Source organism: Pseudobutyrivibrio xylanivorans DSM 14809 (genome assembly GCF_900141825.1).
GTDB classification, from domain to species: domain Bacteria; phylum Bacillota; class Clostridia; order Lachnospirales; family Lachnospiraceae; genus Pseudobutyrivibrio; species Pseudobutyrivibrio xylanivorans.
Map to the genome: position 1 here is coordinate 26,065 of NZ_FQYQ01000010.1, position 13,938 is coordinate 40,002.

General features: G+C 39.3%; 13 protein-coding genes. 2 read left to right on the forward strand and 11 right to left on the reverse strand.

Features of this window, described 5'->3' with window-relative positions:
* Positions 1-137: 137 nt before the first annotated feature.
* The 4 genes from BUA88_RS08885 to BUA88_RS08900 all read right to left on the reverse strand — a co-directional run bounded on the left by BUA88_RS08885 (position 138) and on the right by BUA88_RS08900 (position 5,715).
* Positions 138-956 carry a carbohydrate ABC transporter permease gene (locus tag BUA88_RS08885; protein WP_072916334.1) on the reverse strand — a complete coding sequence of 273 codons (819 nt, stop codon included), beginning with the start codon at positions 954-956 and terminating at the stop codon, positions 138-140.
* Positions 957-996: 40 nt separating this feature from the next.
* Positions 997-1,890 (reverse strand): carbohydrate ABC transporter permease, encoded by an 894-nt coding sequence (locus BUA88_RS08890; RefSeq protein ID WP_072916337.1) that lies wholly within the window; start codon positions 1,888-1,890, stop codon positions 997-999.
* Between the two features lie 101 nt (positions 1,891-1,991).
* Positions 1,992-3,314 carry an ABC transporter substrate-binding protein gene (locus tag BUA88_RS08895; protein ID WP_072916341.1) on the reverse strand — a complete coding sequence of 441 codons (1,323 nt, stop codon included), beginning with the start codon at positions 3,312-3,314 and terminating at the stop codon, positions 1,992-1,994.
* A 196-nt stretch (positions 3,315-3,510) separates the two neighbouring features.
* On the reverse strand, positions 3,511-5,715 hold the full coding sequence (locus tag BUA88_RS08900; protein ID WP_072916346.1) for an alpha-galactosidase: 2,205 nt from the start codon (positions 5,713-5,715) through the stop codon (positions 3,511-3,513).
* A 188-nt stretch (positions 5,716-5,903) separates the two neighbouring features.
* Between BUA88_RS08900 and BUA88_RS08905 the strand changes: the two genes are divergently transcribed.
* Complete coding sequence (locus BUA88_RS08905; protein ID WP_072916350.1) at positions 5,904-6,725, forward strand: AraC family transcriptional regulator; 822 nt, start codon at positions 5,904-5,906, stop codon at positions 6,723-6,725.
* Between the two features lie 50 nt (positions 6,726-6,775).
* Here BUA88_RS08905 and BUA88_RS08910 read toward each other — a convergent pair whose 3' ends face one another.
* From BUA88_RS08910 to efp, 3 genes are all read right to left on the reverse strand, one after another.
* Positions 6,776-7,924, reverse strand: coding sequence for an FprA family A-type flavoprotein (locus BUA88_RS08910; protein ID WP_072916354.1), 1,149 nt, complete (start codon positions 7,922-7,924; stop codon positions 6,776-6,778).
* Between the two features lie 94 nt (positions 7,925-8,018).
* On the reverse strand, positions 8,019-8,222 hold the full coding sequence (locus tag BUA88_RS08915) for a hypothetical protein (RefSeq protein WP_028248234.1): 204 nt from the start codon (positions 8,220-8,222) through the stop codon (positions 8,019-8,021).
* 31 nt (positions 8,223-8,253) lie between these two features.
* Positions 8,254-8,811, reverse strand: a complete 558-nt coding sequence (efp, locus tag BUA88_RS08920) for an elongation factor P (RefSeq protein WP_028248233.1) — start codon at positions 8,809-8,811, stop codon at positions 8,254-8,256.
* 171 nt (positions 8,812-8,982) lie between these two features.
* Here efp and BUA88_RS08925 point away from each other — a divergent pair, with 171 nt between their 5' ends.
* Positions 8,983-9,414 carry a CYTH domain-containing protein gene (locus tag BUA88_RS08925; protein WP_072916359.1) on the forward strand — a complete coding sequence of 144 codons (432 nt, stop codon included), beginning with the start codon at positions 8,983-8,985 and terminating at the stop codon, positions 9,412-9,414.
* A gap of 31 nt (positions 9,415-9,445) precedes the next feature.
* Here BUA88_RS08925 and BUA88_RS08930 read toward each other — a convergent pair whose 3' ends face one another.
* From BUA88_RS08930 to BUA88_RS08945, 4 genes are all read right to left on the reverse strand, one after another.
* Entirely contained in the window at positions 9,446-10,453 is a 1,008-nt protein-coding gene (locus BUA88_RS08930) for a substrate-binding domain-containing protein (protein WP_072916366.1), read from the reverse strand.
* Entirely contained in the window at positions 10,443-12,464 is a 2,022-nt protein-coding gene (locus BUA88_RS08935) for a methyl-accepting chemotaxis protein (RefSeq protein WP_072916370.1), read from the reverse strand. The genes BUA88_RS08930 and BUA88_RS08935 overlap by 11 nt, the downstream gene beginning before the upstream one ends.
* Before the next feature lie 113 nt (positions 12,465-12,577).
* Positions 12,578-12,829 (reverse strand): hypothetical protein, encoded by a 252-nt coding sequence (locus BUA88_RS08940; RefSeq protein WP_072916373.1) that lies wholly within the window; start codon positions 12,827-12,829, stop codon positions 12,578-12,580.
* 19 nt (positions 12,830-12,848) lie between these two features.
* Positions 12,849-13,862, reverse strand: a complete 1,014-nt coding sequence (locus tag BUA88_RS08945) for a phosphatidylinositol-specific phospholipase C domain-containing protein (RefSeq protein WP_072916376.1) — start codon at positions 13,860-13,862, stop codon at positions 12,849-12,851.
* Positions 13,863-13,938 lie beyond the last annotated feature (76 nt).

Genomic DNA, 13,938 nt, shown 5'->3' on the forward strand with positions numbered 1-13,938 from the left:
TGTTTATGTCTAAAACAGCATCTAAGCATGTCAAAATGTGATTTAATTTTATAAGGAATAGTAATTTCCTCGTAAAGAAAAAAAACAGGAATCAGCATTACACTGATTCCTGTAATCAACAATATCGTATATACGTATTAAAGTTTTCCTCCTGATGTTGCGATACCCTCAATAAACTGTCTCTGGAATATTACATAAATAACAATCATTGGAAGACAAGCAATAAGTGCTGCTGCCATCAGCTCTGGATAATTAGAAGAGAACTGCCCCTGCATCTTTGAAAGTGCGCTGGCAAGTGTAGTCTGATTTGTATCTGGACATACAATCATTGGCCACATCAAATCCTTATAGGCAAACACTGCAGTGAAGATACCCAGTGCTACCATTGATGATTTTGTCAGTGGTGCCATGATAAATAAAAATGTCTGACCAATATTGCAGCCATCTAATCTTGCTGCTTCCTCCAGCTCCTTTGGAAGTCCCATGTATGCCTGTCTCAAAAGGAAGGTTCCAAATGCTGATACCAGACCTGGGAATAACAAGCCCATCATGGAATTTGTCCAGCCTAGCTTACTTACCATGACATACTGTGGAATGATGAAAATCTGTGACGGTATCATCATCTGAAAAAGCACAAGACCAAACATCAGATTCTTTCCCCTGAAATTTAGTCTGGCAAATGCATAGCCTGCAATTGTTGATGTAAGCACAGCGCATAAAACGCGAAGTACAATCATCATAACCGTATTAAAATACAATCTTCCAAAATTTACATTATGAAGAACTTCGTTAAAGTTGCTAAGTCTAAAATGAGATGGGAAAATAACAAATGGATCCATCTGTGTAGACTCACCAACTGTCTTGAATGCTGTAAGAACCATCCATGCAAAAGGAACCAGCATAACGAAGGACATAATCACTAGTACTATATATATTATGGTTTTATTTTTGTTCATAGCTTTCCTATCCCTTCTATGTAAGAAGGTTCCCTCCTTATTACGTATAGTGTACCCACTTCTTCTGTCCTATCATCTGAAGGACTGTGAAAATCATAATTACAACCAAAAGTACAACTACAACTGTAGCTCCATAGCCCTTATTGCTCTGCTGGAATGAATACTTATAGAATAAGCAAACCAATGACTGAGTCTTGAAAAGAGCCGGGTTGTTATTATCAATAACCATGTAGATAACATCGAATACCTGCATGGCTGCAATAATTCGTGTAACCATTACAAAGAAAATTGTAGGTGAAACCAACGGAATTGTAATGCTGAAAAACTGCTGCACACCGGTAGCCCCATCAATTGCAGCCGCCTCATAATAATCCTTTGGGACCTCCTGAAGACCTGCCAAAAACAATACCATGTTGTATCCAATAATCGACCAGATACCAATTATCGCTATTGAGTAGATAGCAATCTTTGGATTTGAAATCCAGTTTGTTTTACCTGGAAGAATATGATTTAGTAATCCAAATTCTGAATTATAAAGCCATTTCCAAACCATAGCTATAGCAGCTGGTGCTGCAACCATTGGAAGGAAGAATATAGTTCTAAAGGTACTTTTACCTTTTATTTTCCCATTTAAAAATACTGCTAAAACCAACGCAATAATAATTGAAAGTGGCACCTCCACAACTGCGTATTTTAAGGTGTTAAAAAGTGCCTGCCAAACCTCTTTATCTGCAAAAACCTTTTGATAATTAGCAAAGCCTACAAAAATATTTCCTCTTCCAAAATCACCTGTCTTAAAAAAGCTCTGATAAATCGTTTGAAAGATTGGAATGATATTGAGAACAATCAAACCAACCATTGTTGGCAAAATAAACAGCCAGCCCCAAATGAACTCGCTTCGTTCTCTATGAGTTGTTTTTCCCTTTTTATTCATAACACTAATCTCCTAACTAAAAACGGTTAAAGGGCACAGCCCAAAAGCACTGCGCCCTCATCCCCAATATTTATTATACCTATGAAAAAGAAGAAAAAGAATTACTCCTCACTAAGAGTCTTATTCATGCTATCGCAGATTTCCTGGCAAACTGTCTTAACATCCTTATCGCCAGTCCAAGCTTCCTTGAGCTTCTCTGTCTGCATATCTTCCCATGTTGTTGTGTACTTAGAATATGGTCTAAATACAAGGTCAGCATCAAGCATCTTCATATGACCATTAAGATCAAACTTATCTGTGCAGTTTACCCAAAGATCTGAGCATCCTTCGTAAGCTGACATTGTTACACCAAGCTCAGCCTGCTTTTCCTGCATCTCCTTAGAACCGAACCACTCGATAAGTGACCAAGCAGCATCTGGATTCTTTGTGTTAGCTGAAGCAGCCCAACCAAGACCATTGTAAATAGAAACTCTCTTACCTGTCTTTGCATCCTTTGGAAGAACAGCTACATCACAGTTCTCCGCTGTATACTCGTTGTCCTTGAAGGCAGCTACCATCCAAGAGCCCTGTGTAACCATTGCAACCTTACCTGACTCAAAGAGTACATCTGCACCTGACTCAGAAATTGTATTAAGATCTGGGCAAGAACCATCCTGAACCATATCTACGAAAAGCTGAATAGCCTTCTGTGTCTCTGGCTTATCATAACCAGAAGACTTCTTGTCTTCACTGATGATTTCTCCGCCCATAGAATATACTGCGTTGTAGAATGAATCCTGATTGTTTGATGGAGCAATTGCATATCCCCAGTGATCATCATTTGTGAGCTTCTTTGCAGCATCTGCAAAATCATCCCATGTCCATGTGTCATCTGGATAAGCTACACCCATCTCATCAAAGATTGTCTTGTTATACCAAAGAGCGATTGTATCGATATCCTTTGGAACAGCGTACTGCTTACCATTTGACTGATAGAGGTTTACAATTCCCTCATAGTAGTTGCTCATGTCAATCTTGTCGCTTGAAGCAATCTTATCTGTCAAATCCATAAGCATATCGTTTTCCATGTACTTCTGTGCCTGATTTGAGTGCATCCAGAATACATCTGGAAGCTCTCCGCCTGAAGCGCCTGCCTCAAGAAGTGTCCAATAGTCATCCCAGCCAACTACCTGAATAGTAGCCTTTACCCCAGACTGTGCTGACCACTCATCGATAATCTTCTGGAGTCCTGGTCTCTGGTTCTCATCCCAGATAGATACTGTAAGCTCGCCTTCTACGCTACCCTTCATAGCCTCTGGAGCTTCTGACGCTTCCCCACCTGCAGTATCTCCTGTAGTGCCTGTATCAGCAGCACCACCGCAAGCCATCATGGACATTGCCATAAATGCGCTCAAAACCATTGCAGCTAATTTTTTAGCCTTCATAAAATCTTACCTCCCATATTTCCCTTTTTTCTTCATTGTCCGTTCCTTCGAACATATACACATCTTAGCTAATCTGTCCCCTTATTAGCATGGAATAATCACACTATTAAATGTCTAAATGTGACATACTTCGACAATACTATTTCCAAAATAAAAGAAAGCAGATTTTGCAATATGCAAAACCTGCTTTCTAAGCTTACTCTGCTTCAAGTATAAACATACGAGATGTAAAATCCTTGTCGGCATGATACCATGGTTCGTCAGCACCCATTGTGCCAAGTCCACGTTCCATAAGGAAATCTCCGTATAATTTTTCCTTGTTGTTAATATTGTAAATAAGGTTTTCGTCGAGACCCTGAAGTTTAATTGTCTCCATTCCGATGTTTGGAGTCTTGTGGGTCTTGTACATAACTACGACCGCCTTCTTCTTATCATCTGAAACAACCATCCAGCTTGCAATATTCTTCTCAAATGGAGACTGCAATCTGTAAAGTGTTCCGTACTGGAAAAGTCCTCTGTATTCCTTCATAAATACAATTTGGCGCTTAACTGCTTCGAATTCTTCCTCATCCACATCGTTAAGATCCAGCTCGTAGCCAAAGGTTCCGAAGCATGCAATATTTGCTCTGTCATCTACGTGCATGATACGTCCAGTCTGGTTGTTAGGTGATTTAGAAACGTGAGCACCCATAGATGCAATTGGATATCCGTAGCTTGTACCATACTGAATCTTCACACGCTCATGTCCATCTGTATCATCTGATGTCCATGCCTGTGGAGCATAATATAAAAGTCCAGCATCAAATCTACCACCGCCACTAGCGCATGACTCAAACAAGATGTGTGGGAAATCCTTAATGAGTCTCTCGTAAAGTGAGTATACTCCAAGGATATATTTGTGATAAACCATGCCTTGCTTTTCAGGCTCTATTCCCTGGCTGAAGCACTCTGTAATTGAGCGGTTCATATCCCACTTGATATAGCTAATATTTGCCTTTGAGATTACATCGTAGAGCTGATGATAAATGTTGTCTACAACCTCTGGCTTTGAATAATCAAGTACCATTTGGTGACGTCCAAGAGTTCTTCTGCGTTCTGGTGCGGCAAGTACCCAATCAGGATGTGCACGATATAAATCAGAATCTGGATTTACCATTTCTGGCTCAATCCAAAGACCAAAATCAAGACCAAGCTCGTTTACTTTTTTAGCAAGTCCTGTAATTCCATCTGGAAGCTTATTCGTATTTACGAACCAATCTCCAAGTCCTGCATAATCGTCATCACGCTTTCCAAACCATCCATCATCAAGTACAAAAAGCTCCACTCCAGCTTCCTGTCCCTTCTTGGCAATCTTAAGGATTTTCTCCTCATCAAATTCCATCTCTGTAGCTTCCCAGTTGTTGAGAAGAATTGGTCTTGGCTTGTTCTTGTATGGTGAACGAACTAGGTTGTTGTTCATAAATTTATGAATGTTCTGGCTTAAATCATTAAGACCTTCCTTGGTATATGAAATGATAACCTCAGGTGTATCAAACACTTCCCCTGAATTAAGAGGCCATACAAACCAGTTTGGATTTATACCCATTGTGAAGCGAAGCTTACCAAAGTTATCCACCTCTGCTGCCGCTCTAAAGTTACCACTGTAGACAAGATTTACACCGATTGCTTCGCCCTGAAATTCATCTGTATTTTTACGCTTCAAAATTACAAATGGGTTGAAGTTGGCACTTGAATGTCCACGCATGCTTTCGATGGAAATAATGCCCTTTTCTACTGAGCGAACATGTGGATAACGCTCTCTTCCCCACGCTCCCTCAAACTGCATCCAGTCATACTCATAATCAGGCAAATCTAAGCAAACACTATAAGCCTTTGTAAGCTTAACTTCCTCAGAGCCAAGATTTCTAAAGCTTGTATGACGAGTGATGATATTGTAGTTTTCATAGATTGTGTAATAAAGAGTTACCTCTACATTTATCAATTCATCTTTGCAAACAATCTCAAGGGTTGTCGCTTCTGAATCCGTATTTACGTAGCTGGCTGGAAGACCAGGAATTGGTTTCTTGCCCTGATATATTTCATATCTATCATAAACAAGATTGGTTACTCTAGAGCCATTTGCCTGTCTGATTTCATATGCTGGTCCTCTGAAATCACCATTACCAAAAGCTGGATATTCAAGGCTTGCCAGCTCCTTAGTATAATTCTCATCATCTGTCACTGGGCAACAAAGAGGTCTGCCTGCGAGAGTCTGATAACCATATATAATCTGGTTTTCATTTATCCTTTTTCCGAAGTAAAGCTGACCGATTTCTCCATCGCGGCATTCGCCAATAACATAGCTCACCTTTGAATTATATAAATGAAATTGTTTTTCCTTTTCAAATACTTTAACTGCCATAATTCCTCCATTGAAACTCTAATTTTCATACGTTAGAATGAATTATATTATGTTATACATTTTTTGTAGATGTTTTTATTGATGTATTAAATGTCAAAATGTGACTGATATGATATTTTGCGAATGCTAATGATGCAAAATGTCATATGCCACCCCGGCGAGGGGCATTAATTTGGGAGAGTATTTTAATGGAAGTATCTGGAGTAGACAGGGTCAAATTCATTGACCTTACAAAGTCTAATGATTTTTACTTATTTGAAATTGGAGAATGCAAATGTAAGCCTGGCTACAGCTACGGTCCAATCGTTAGAACCAGAACCATTTTTCACTATGTAGTTTCTGGCCACGGCCATTTTATTCTAAATGATAAACGATATGACTTGGGCCCTGGACAGGGCTTTTTAATTCCTTCAAAAATCAAAGCGTATTATGAAGCTGATGAAAATGATCCTTGGGAATATGCATGGATTCACGTGGATGGTCCTCGTACTATGGAGTTATTTGCAAGCGCTGGAATAACAGCAGAATCGCCTATTTTTTACCCAAATGGAGATTCTTCAAAAATCCTTGATATAATCCACGACATTTACGACCACAGCAACAGCGAATGCTATTGCTACGCCAAGGTCTACGAATTTTTTGATACCATTATTTCTCAATCAAAAAATCGTATTTTCCATGATGTGGATCCTCGTCTGGCATATGTAAAAAGTGCCATCAATTTTATACGTTTAAAATATTCCGAGCCTATCACTGTAGAGGATATAGCGGCTGCCTGCTGCCTGAACCGTAGCTACCTTACCAGACTTTTCAAACACGCCACCGGCTACACCCCACAGGCTTATCTCGGTACCTACCGCATAAAAAAAGCTACTGAGCTTCTTTTGGAAAGTACCGAAAGTGTCAGTAGCATAGCGTTAATTGTAGGTTATTCTGATGCCTTTACATTCTCAAAGGCCTTTAAAAGATTCAAGGGTGTCTCACCTAGTGAATACAGAAACAATCACTAGACTTAATCTCGCTGGTTACACTCTGATAGCTACCAGCTATTTTTATACATCTACAAATTTTTAACTAGTTCATCCATTACTGCTTCAGACGCTGCATTAAGCGTAGACTTAATGGATACGACTGGCTCTACAAGTTCTATGTTCTTGCTGCCCTCTAAGATTGCTTTCATCTTACCAGCGGCCTGAGGTGCCCAGGTACCATTTTCTACGAAGGCTACCTTACGATTCTGATAAGCCTTTGCTGTCAGATGATGTAAGAAATCCTGCATAGGAGGGAAAAGACCTCCATCATAAGTACATGCACAGCAAACCATCTTGTCATAGTAGAATGCTCGTGCCACAGCCTCAGACATGCTATCGCGAGTCAAGTCTATAAACATAGTCTTCTTACCAGCTGCTTCTAACTTTTCCTGAAGCTTGAGAGCAGCTTTCTTTGTATTACCATGGATAGATGCGCATGTGATTAACACACCCTCTTCCTCAGGCTTATAGCTACTCCACTTGTCATACAAATCAATATAGTAGCCAAGATTTTCTGTAAGAATTGGTCCATGAAGTGGACAGATAGTCTTGATATCAAGAGTAGCTGCCTTTTTCAACAATGCCTGCACCTGCAATCCATACTTACCCACAATATTAAGATAATATCTACGAGCTTCATCAATCCAAGGCTCATCGCAATCAAGCGCTCCAAACTTTCCAAAGCCGTCTGCTGAGAAAAGAATCTTCTCTGTAGATTCATACTCTACCATTACCTCTGGCCAGTGAACCATAGGTGCAAATACAAATGTAAGCTCATGGCTACCAAGTGAAAGTGTATCACCCTCAGCCACAACATGCTTTCTATTTTCGAAAAGAGCAGCGTCCATGAACTGTCCCATCATAGTAAATGTCTTGGCATTTCCTACTACTGTTGTGTCTGGATATTTCTCAAGAAATGCCTTGATAGAACCAGCATGATCTGGCTCCATGTGAGATACTACAAGATAATCTGGCTTGCGACCATCAAGCTCTCTATCCAAGTTTCCAAGCCACTCATCTGTAACTCTTGGATCAGCTGTATCCATGACAGCCACCTTTTCATCTAATATTAAATATGAATTATAAGATACTCCATTTGGAACTGGATACTGACTCTCGAATAAATCGATTGTCTTGTCATTGCAACCAATGTACTTAATTGAATCTGAAATATGCATGATTAACCCTCCTTCTGAACTTATCTATATAATAGCAAATTCGGGTATAAAAAAGAACCTTGGAAAAACCAAGGTTCTTAAAAGATTCAATTATTTATTTTCCAGAGAGTCTCTCAACAATTGTATCAAGTGTCTCGCGAGGCACTGTACCGTCACGATACAACTGATTTATTGTGCTGTCACTTCCAAGAAGAGCTGTGGCATCAAGCCATGTACCTTTTTGGAATTCTTCATCAAATACAGCAAATATTTTTCTGTTCTGTAAAAGCTGTGAAAGCGGAAATTCTCTGTAATCCATAAATCGTCCTAACTAAATAACTGTCTCAATATTAAACACGTGAAAGGTACTCACCTGTTCTTGTATCAATCTTGATTGTCTCGCCGTTCTCAACGAAAAGTGGAACGTAAACAAGTGCGCCTGTCTCAACAGTAGCTGGCTTTGTAGCACCTGTAGCTGTATCACCCTTGAAACCTGGCTCTGTATCTGTAATCTGAAGCTCTACGAACATAGGTGGCTCAACTGAGAAGATTGAACCGTTGTGTGAGAGCATCTTAACAATCTCGTTTTCCTTAACGAACTTAAGAGCATCACCAATCTGATCTGCTGTAAGAGCAACCTGATCATATGTCTCAACATCCATGAAATTGTAAAGCTCACCATCGTTGTAAAGGTACTGCATATCCTTACGATCGATACGTGCAGCTGGGAACTTCTCTGTAGGACGGAAAGATGTCTCTGTAACACCGCCACCCTTGATATCCTTAAGCTTTGTACGAACGAAAGCTGCGCCCTTTCCTGGCTTTACGTGCTGGAATTCGATAACCTGATAAACCTTGTTATCCATCTCGATAGTCATACCGTTTCTAAAATCACCGGCTGTAATCATTATAAAATCCTCCTTAACAGGTGCGAAACAACATCCTTTCGCACATTTAATACTAACTCAATTGGCTCTAGGCCACACTCGTATACAGTATTTTACCTCAGAAGCGCAAGAATTTCAAGACATTTATATATTTCACACCTATGTTACTATGTCGTAAAAGGAGCAAAAACTATGGAAATTGAACGCAAATTCTTAATTAAAGAACTACCAGATTTATCTAAATATGATTATGTGGATATTGAGCAGGGATATCTCTGCACTCATCCTGTTGTCCGCATCAGAAAAAAGAATAATAAATATATTCTTACCTATAAGGGTAGCGGACTTATGGCCCGTGAGGAAATCGAGGCTGAGCTTACAAAGGAAGCCTACGAGCATCTCCGTGAAAAGATAGATGGTCATGCCATTACAAAGAGACGCTATCTTATCCCATTTGAGCCTTATACCATCGAGCTTGATGTTTTCGAGGGACATAAAAAGGGGCTGAATATGGCAGAAGTAGAATTCCCTAGTGTAGAAGAAGCCAATAGCTTTGTCCCACCAGAATGGTTTGGAGAAGATGTTACCAACGATAAAAACTACCACAATTCTAATATGATTTAAAAATTAAGAGAGCCCCGAGGGGCTCTCAAATTTATTTCATATAATCTTTTACATTACTAGCATCGACTCTTTCAAATGGAACCCAAATGTAAAATCCATCTTCTGATAAACCTTCTATTCCATCTGCTGTACCACCACTTGCCAATGCCTTTGTTAACTGAATAGCCTTTTGAGCCTGGCCATCTGCTGACTGATAAACTGTAAACTGCATCTCGCCCTTTGCAATAGATTCGCATCCTGCAACAGTTGCATCTACACCTACTACAGGGTATTTATCCAAGTCATAACCAGCTTCTTTTAGAGCTTCTACGGCACCAAGTGCCATATCATCATTATTACAGAAAATAGCATCGAAGCTTTGATTTGTTTTCTGGAAAATACGGAACAAATCCTTTGCCTGATCAGGATTCCAATTCGCAGTATCATCAAAAACGACATTAACTGCAACCCCTTGGCTTCTCAACCAGTTTTTCACTGATACAGAACGTGCCACTGCTGCATTGTGAGTAGCCTCTCCACGGAAAATAATAATGTTCATTGAGCTTGGCTTACCCAGCTTGTTATAAACATACTCAGCCTGATATTCTCCAGCATTCTCCTCAAAGCTACTAACTGCCATATATTTATTTGGCTTTAGGAATTGCTCATCTGGGCAAGCATTAACGTAGATTATAGGTTTATCCCCTGCTGCAATTTCAAGCTGTAATGCAGTGGCTCTATCAACCGGTAAACAAATAATTGCATCATATCCATCAGCTACTGCCTTTTGAATCTGTGCCACCTGATCATTTGTAGAAGCACATGCCTCTCCAATTGTAAGATCTATACCTTCACTTGGGGCATATTCTGCAAGCTTATCCATCAGCATCTGCTTAAAGGTATCTGTACCAGGACCCGAATAAATTACTTTAATTCCTCCGGAACTAGCTGTGTTACCTGAACTTCCTGAACTGCCGCAACCCGATAAAACCAATCCTAGTGACATTATAATTGTAAGAAGAAGTACCGTAAGGTTTCTACATTGTCTGTTAACCTTCATAATCACTTACCTCCTCATCAATCTTAAATTTCTGAACATAATCTGTAAGCTTCTGAGATGTATTTGCCAACTCGTGAGAATTGTCTGCTACATCCTGACTGCTCTGACTAATGCTATTGGCCTGTTCAACCATATTCTGTGATGTTTCAAGAATCTCATCAGCACTAGCTGCCTGCTCCTCAGATATTGCAGCAACATTGTTTGCAACATCATCAACCTTCTGAATATTATCAAGCATCAATTCAATCAGTTCATTAGATTTTTCTATGTTAAGATAAATCTGATCAAAGGTTTCAAGTGCTGTACCAATTCTCTCTGAGTTTTGTTCAATTTCTTCTGCACTTGTCTGAGCCTGCTCTACAACACTGTCTATCGCTCTACTTACCTCATTGATAAGGTTCGAAATATTCTCGGCACTAGACGCAGAATTTTGAGCAAGCTTTCCGATTTCTGTTGCAACAACTGCAAATCCCTTTCCTGCCTCACCGGCTCTTGCAGCCTCAATGGAAGCGTTAAGAGAAAGCAGATTAGTTTCATCAGCAATATCCTTAATCAGGCTGACAATCTTTGTGATTTCCTCAGAAACCTTTCCAACCTCATTGATTGATTCTACCAGCTGATCATTACTGCTCTTGATTTCTTCCATGGCAGCTGAAAGCTGTTCCATGTCAGCCTTACCTTTCTTACTTATCTCTACAGTCTCTTTCATGCTGACATTAGCCTCATTTGAATTATCTCTTGTGTCTGCTACTACCATAGCAAGAGTAGTTGCATTTTCAGCGATTTCATTAACAGCTATAGCCAGCTGATCTACTGTAGCATTCAGATTCTGCATAGCATCCGCCTGAGAACGAGATGCATCAAACATATCCTTTGATACTCTATCCGAATTATCCGACTGCTCTTTTAATCTTTCAGACTCATTATTAATCTCAGATAGCATTCCTCGCATCGACTCTACAAACTCACTTACCTTCCGGCCCATAAGTCCGATTTCATCATTGCTCTCCTGTTTAACCTTAATTGTAAAATCACCAGCAGACATATCAGAAATATGCTTTGTAATATTTCCTATAGGTGCGATTACTCTACTTACAAGGACGTTGATAAGAATGACAATGATGATAATAGCTATCACGCCAATTATTGCCAAAAGCTGTATCAATTTATTTACATCCTGCAGAATCACACTATTGCTGATATAAGAAACAAGATACCATTCTGTTCCAGCAATATTTCTAAATGCTACCTGATAGCCTTCTATTTCTGTGGTTGCGTAATCACGTTCTGCAAACTTTTTGGCTATACCTGCCATAAGCTTATCAGAATCATCCTCCTTAAGAACTGTAAATATTCTTGAGGCATCTCTATGAGCCAATATAGTGCCATCAAAAGAATCAATAAGGAAGGAAGTCGCCTGATCCATTTTTACACCAGAATTAACGATAATACTAATCTGATCCAATGTCACATCTGCTGCAAAAACTTTAAGTTCGTCGCTTCCATCATTAAGAATGCCTGACGCACTTATAACGGAATCACCATTTGCATTTTTATAAGCCCCACCATAATTTAGGCGCACTCTAGTAATACCCTGCTTATACCATTCCTCATCCTTTGGATTTGAAACAGTTTTAGAGGATTCACTAGCCTTCATGAATTTACCTGATTCGCTGGCAATATAAAATCCGTCAGTACAATAGGTGTTGTAGCCATAGAATGCATCCAAAAGAGACTGCAGAGCCTCATCGTCAGGCTTCTGAGTCTCAATAACCTGCTTGGCTGTTGAGAAATTCTCGAGATTTTTCTGTAACCAGGATTCGATATTATCTCCCTGATTTGAAATAGAAGAATCAAGCTGAGCTGTTGCCATTTTTTTCAGACTCTGGCTGGAAATATAACCAGAAATAACAACCAGTAGTATCACCTGAAGCAATACTACTGGCATCAATAACGCAATCAGCTTATTCTTAATTTTTGCGTGCTTTTCTGAAGATTTTGTATTGGCCATGGTATTCTCCTTAACTAAGAAAAATGTATCCCTTACACACTACATTAAGTTTATTTTAATACCACAGCCACATTATTTGTTGTTTTTCGCTAAATCTTCATACATTTTTAACATTAACGTCTAAATCGTAATGTCTCGTATTTTGATCGAGTTCGAACACAATTCTTTAAATCCTGAACTCTGGATTCGATATCCCCATCTTCCACAACTACATCTATAGATGAAGCCATATTATCAATGAGAAGATTGTCAAAATCCATTATAGGTGTAGCTACCAATATTTTATATTTTTCTTCAAAGGAATCCGTATCCAAAAAATCTAAAAGTATTGGATTGATTTCTTCTTCATCATAATTTCTTTCCATAATCTATATTGCTCCTAACTTAAAAATTCGAATAATAAATATGTCTTGCCAAATCAGCTGTACCAAAATCTACAATGATAACACCATAGCTGGTCTCTGATTTTAGCTCATATTCCATAAGAAGAGTATTCAGGGCCTTTGAATACCCCTTTGGATGGCCAACCTTTCCATCTCCAGCTGTGCTGGCAAAATTCAGGAAAATTGTAGTCTCGTCGGCCTCACAGTTCTCTAATCCATCTATTACTGCTTCATATTTATCCTCTACGGAATACTTATATCTATCCTGAACCCAGAATCTGTAATCAGAATTTACATAAAGCTCATATGGAATATCTGCTGGAACTCGGTTATCCTGCTCGTCCCATATCATATTCAGACCAGTAATATCAGCTGCAGCCTCATCATTAAATCTGGTAGCTAAAACAATTCTTCCTCTTACTTCACCAAGAGTAGGAATCTCATTTTCAGTGTACCAGTAATCCTTATTAGCTTTCACCTGTGCTAACAAAAGCTTTTGAATATCAGCTGTAGAATAATCTTCATCCTCAATCTTGATATTAATAATTACTGTTTCATTTGTGTGCTCCTGAAGGAATTTATACACATCAGCTACGGCATCATCAAAATAAAGAAAATCCGAGAACAGATTTCCATCTGTGTGACAGCTGGCAAAATTATGAACAAGCTTTAGCTTATCGCCATCCTCTGTCTCTTCGATGGCTACTCTAAAATCCAGGTATCTATAGCCATTCTCGAGCTGCTGAGCTATTGTCGTATCTTGGCATCTCATAACATATCCCAGTACGACATTCTGAGAAGCGCTATTATGAGCGCCCGGAATAGTAATCTGAGAAATATAGACATCATCAGAAAGCTTCTCCATCCAGTTGGCTGTATCAGAGTAATCTTTTGACATATCCACGCTGAATTCTGCCTCTGTGTTGTCATCGCTGACAAACAAAATCACAAGAATACCAACTATGATGGCAATCATCACTCCACAAATTATTCTGAAAAGCCGTCCCTTATCCATAAGCATGCCCCCCATTAATTAGGCCTTAATATTTTCTATATAAATATATTACCATTCTTTAGTGACAAAGTCTTTC

Bases quoted from the DNA above. Each gene is read 5' to 3' on its own strand.
- BUA88_RS08885 (WP_072916334.1), bottom strand. From the start codon at position 956: ATGAACAAAAATAAAACCATAATATATATAGTACTAGTGATTATGTCC.
- BUA88_RS08890 (WP_072916337.1), bottom strand. From the start codon at position 1,890: ATGAATAAAAAGGGAAAAACAACTCATAGAGAACGAAGCGAGTTCATT.
- BUA88_RS08895 (WP_072916341.1), bottom strand. From the start codon at position 3,314: ATGAAGGCTAAAAAATTAGCTGCAATGGTTTTGAGCGCATTTATGGCA.
- BUA88_RS08900 (WP_072916346.1), bottom strand. From the start codon at position 5,715: ATGGCAGTTAAAGTATTTGAAAAGGAAAAACAATTTCATTTATATAAT.
- BUA88_RS08905 (WP_072916350.1), top strand. From the start codon at position 5,904: ATGGAAGTATCTGGAGTAGACAGGGTCAAATTCATTGACCTTACAAAG.
- BUA88_RS08910 (WP_072916354.1), bottom strand. From the start codon at position 7,924: ATGCATATTTCAGATTCAATTAAGTACATTGGTTGCAATGACAAGACA.
- BUA88_RS08915 (WP_028248234.1), bottom strand. From the start codon at position 8,222: ATGGATTACAGAGAATTTCCGCTTTCACAGCTTTTACAGAACAGAAAA.
- efp (WP_028248233.1), bottom strand. From the start codon at position 8,811: ATGATTACAGCCGGTGATTTTAGAAACGGTATGACTATCGAGATGGAT.
- BUA88_RS08925 (WP_072916359.1), top strand. From the start codon at position 8,983: ATGGAAATTGAACGCAAATTCTTAATTAAAGAACTACCAGATTTATCT.
- BUA88_RS08930 (WP_072916366.1), bottom strand. From the start codon at position 10,453: ATGAAGGTTAACAGACAATGTAGAAACCTTACGGTACTTCTTCTTACA.
- BUA88_RS08935 (WP_072916370.1), bottom strand. From the start codon at position 12,464: ATGGCCAATACAAAATCTTCAGAAAAGCACGCAAAAATTAAGAATAAG.
- BUA88_RS08940 (WP_072916373.1), bottom strand. From the start codon at position 12,829: ATGGAAAGAAATTATGATGAAGAAGAAATCAATCCAATACTTTTAGAT.
- BUA88_RS08945 (WP_072916376.1), bottom strand. From the start codon at position 13,862: ATGGATAAGGGACGGCTTTTCAGAATAATTTGTGGAGTGATGATTGCC.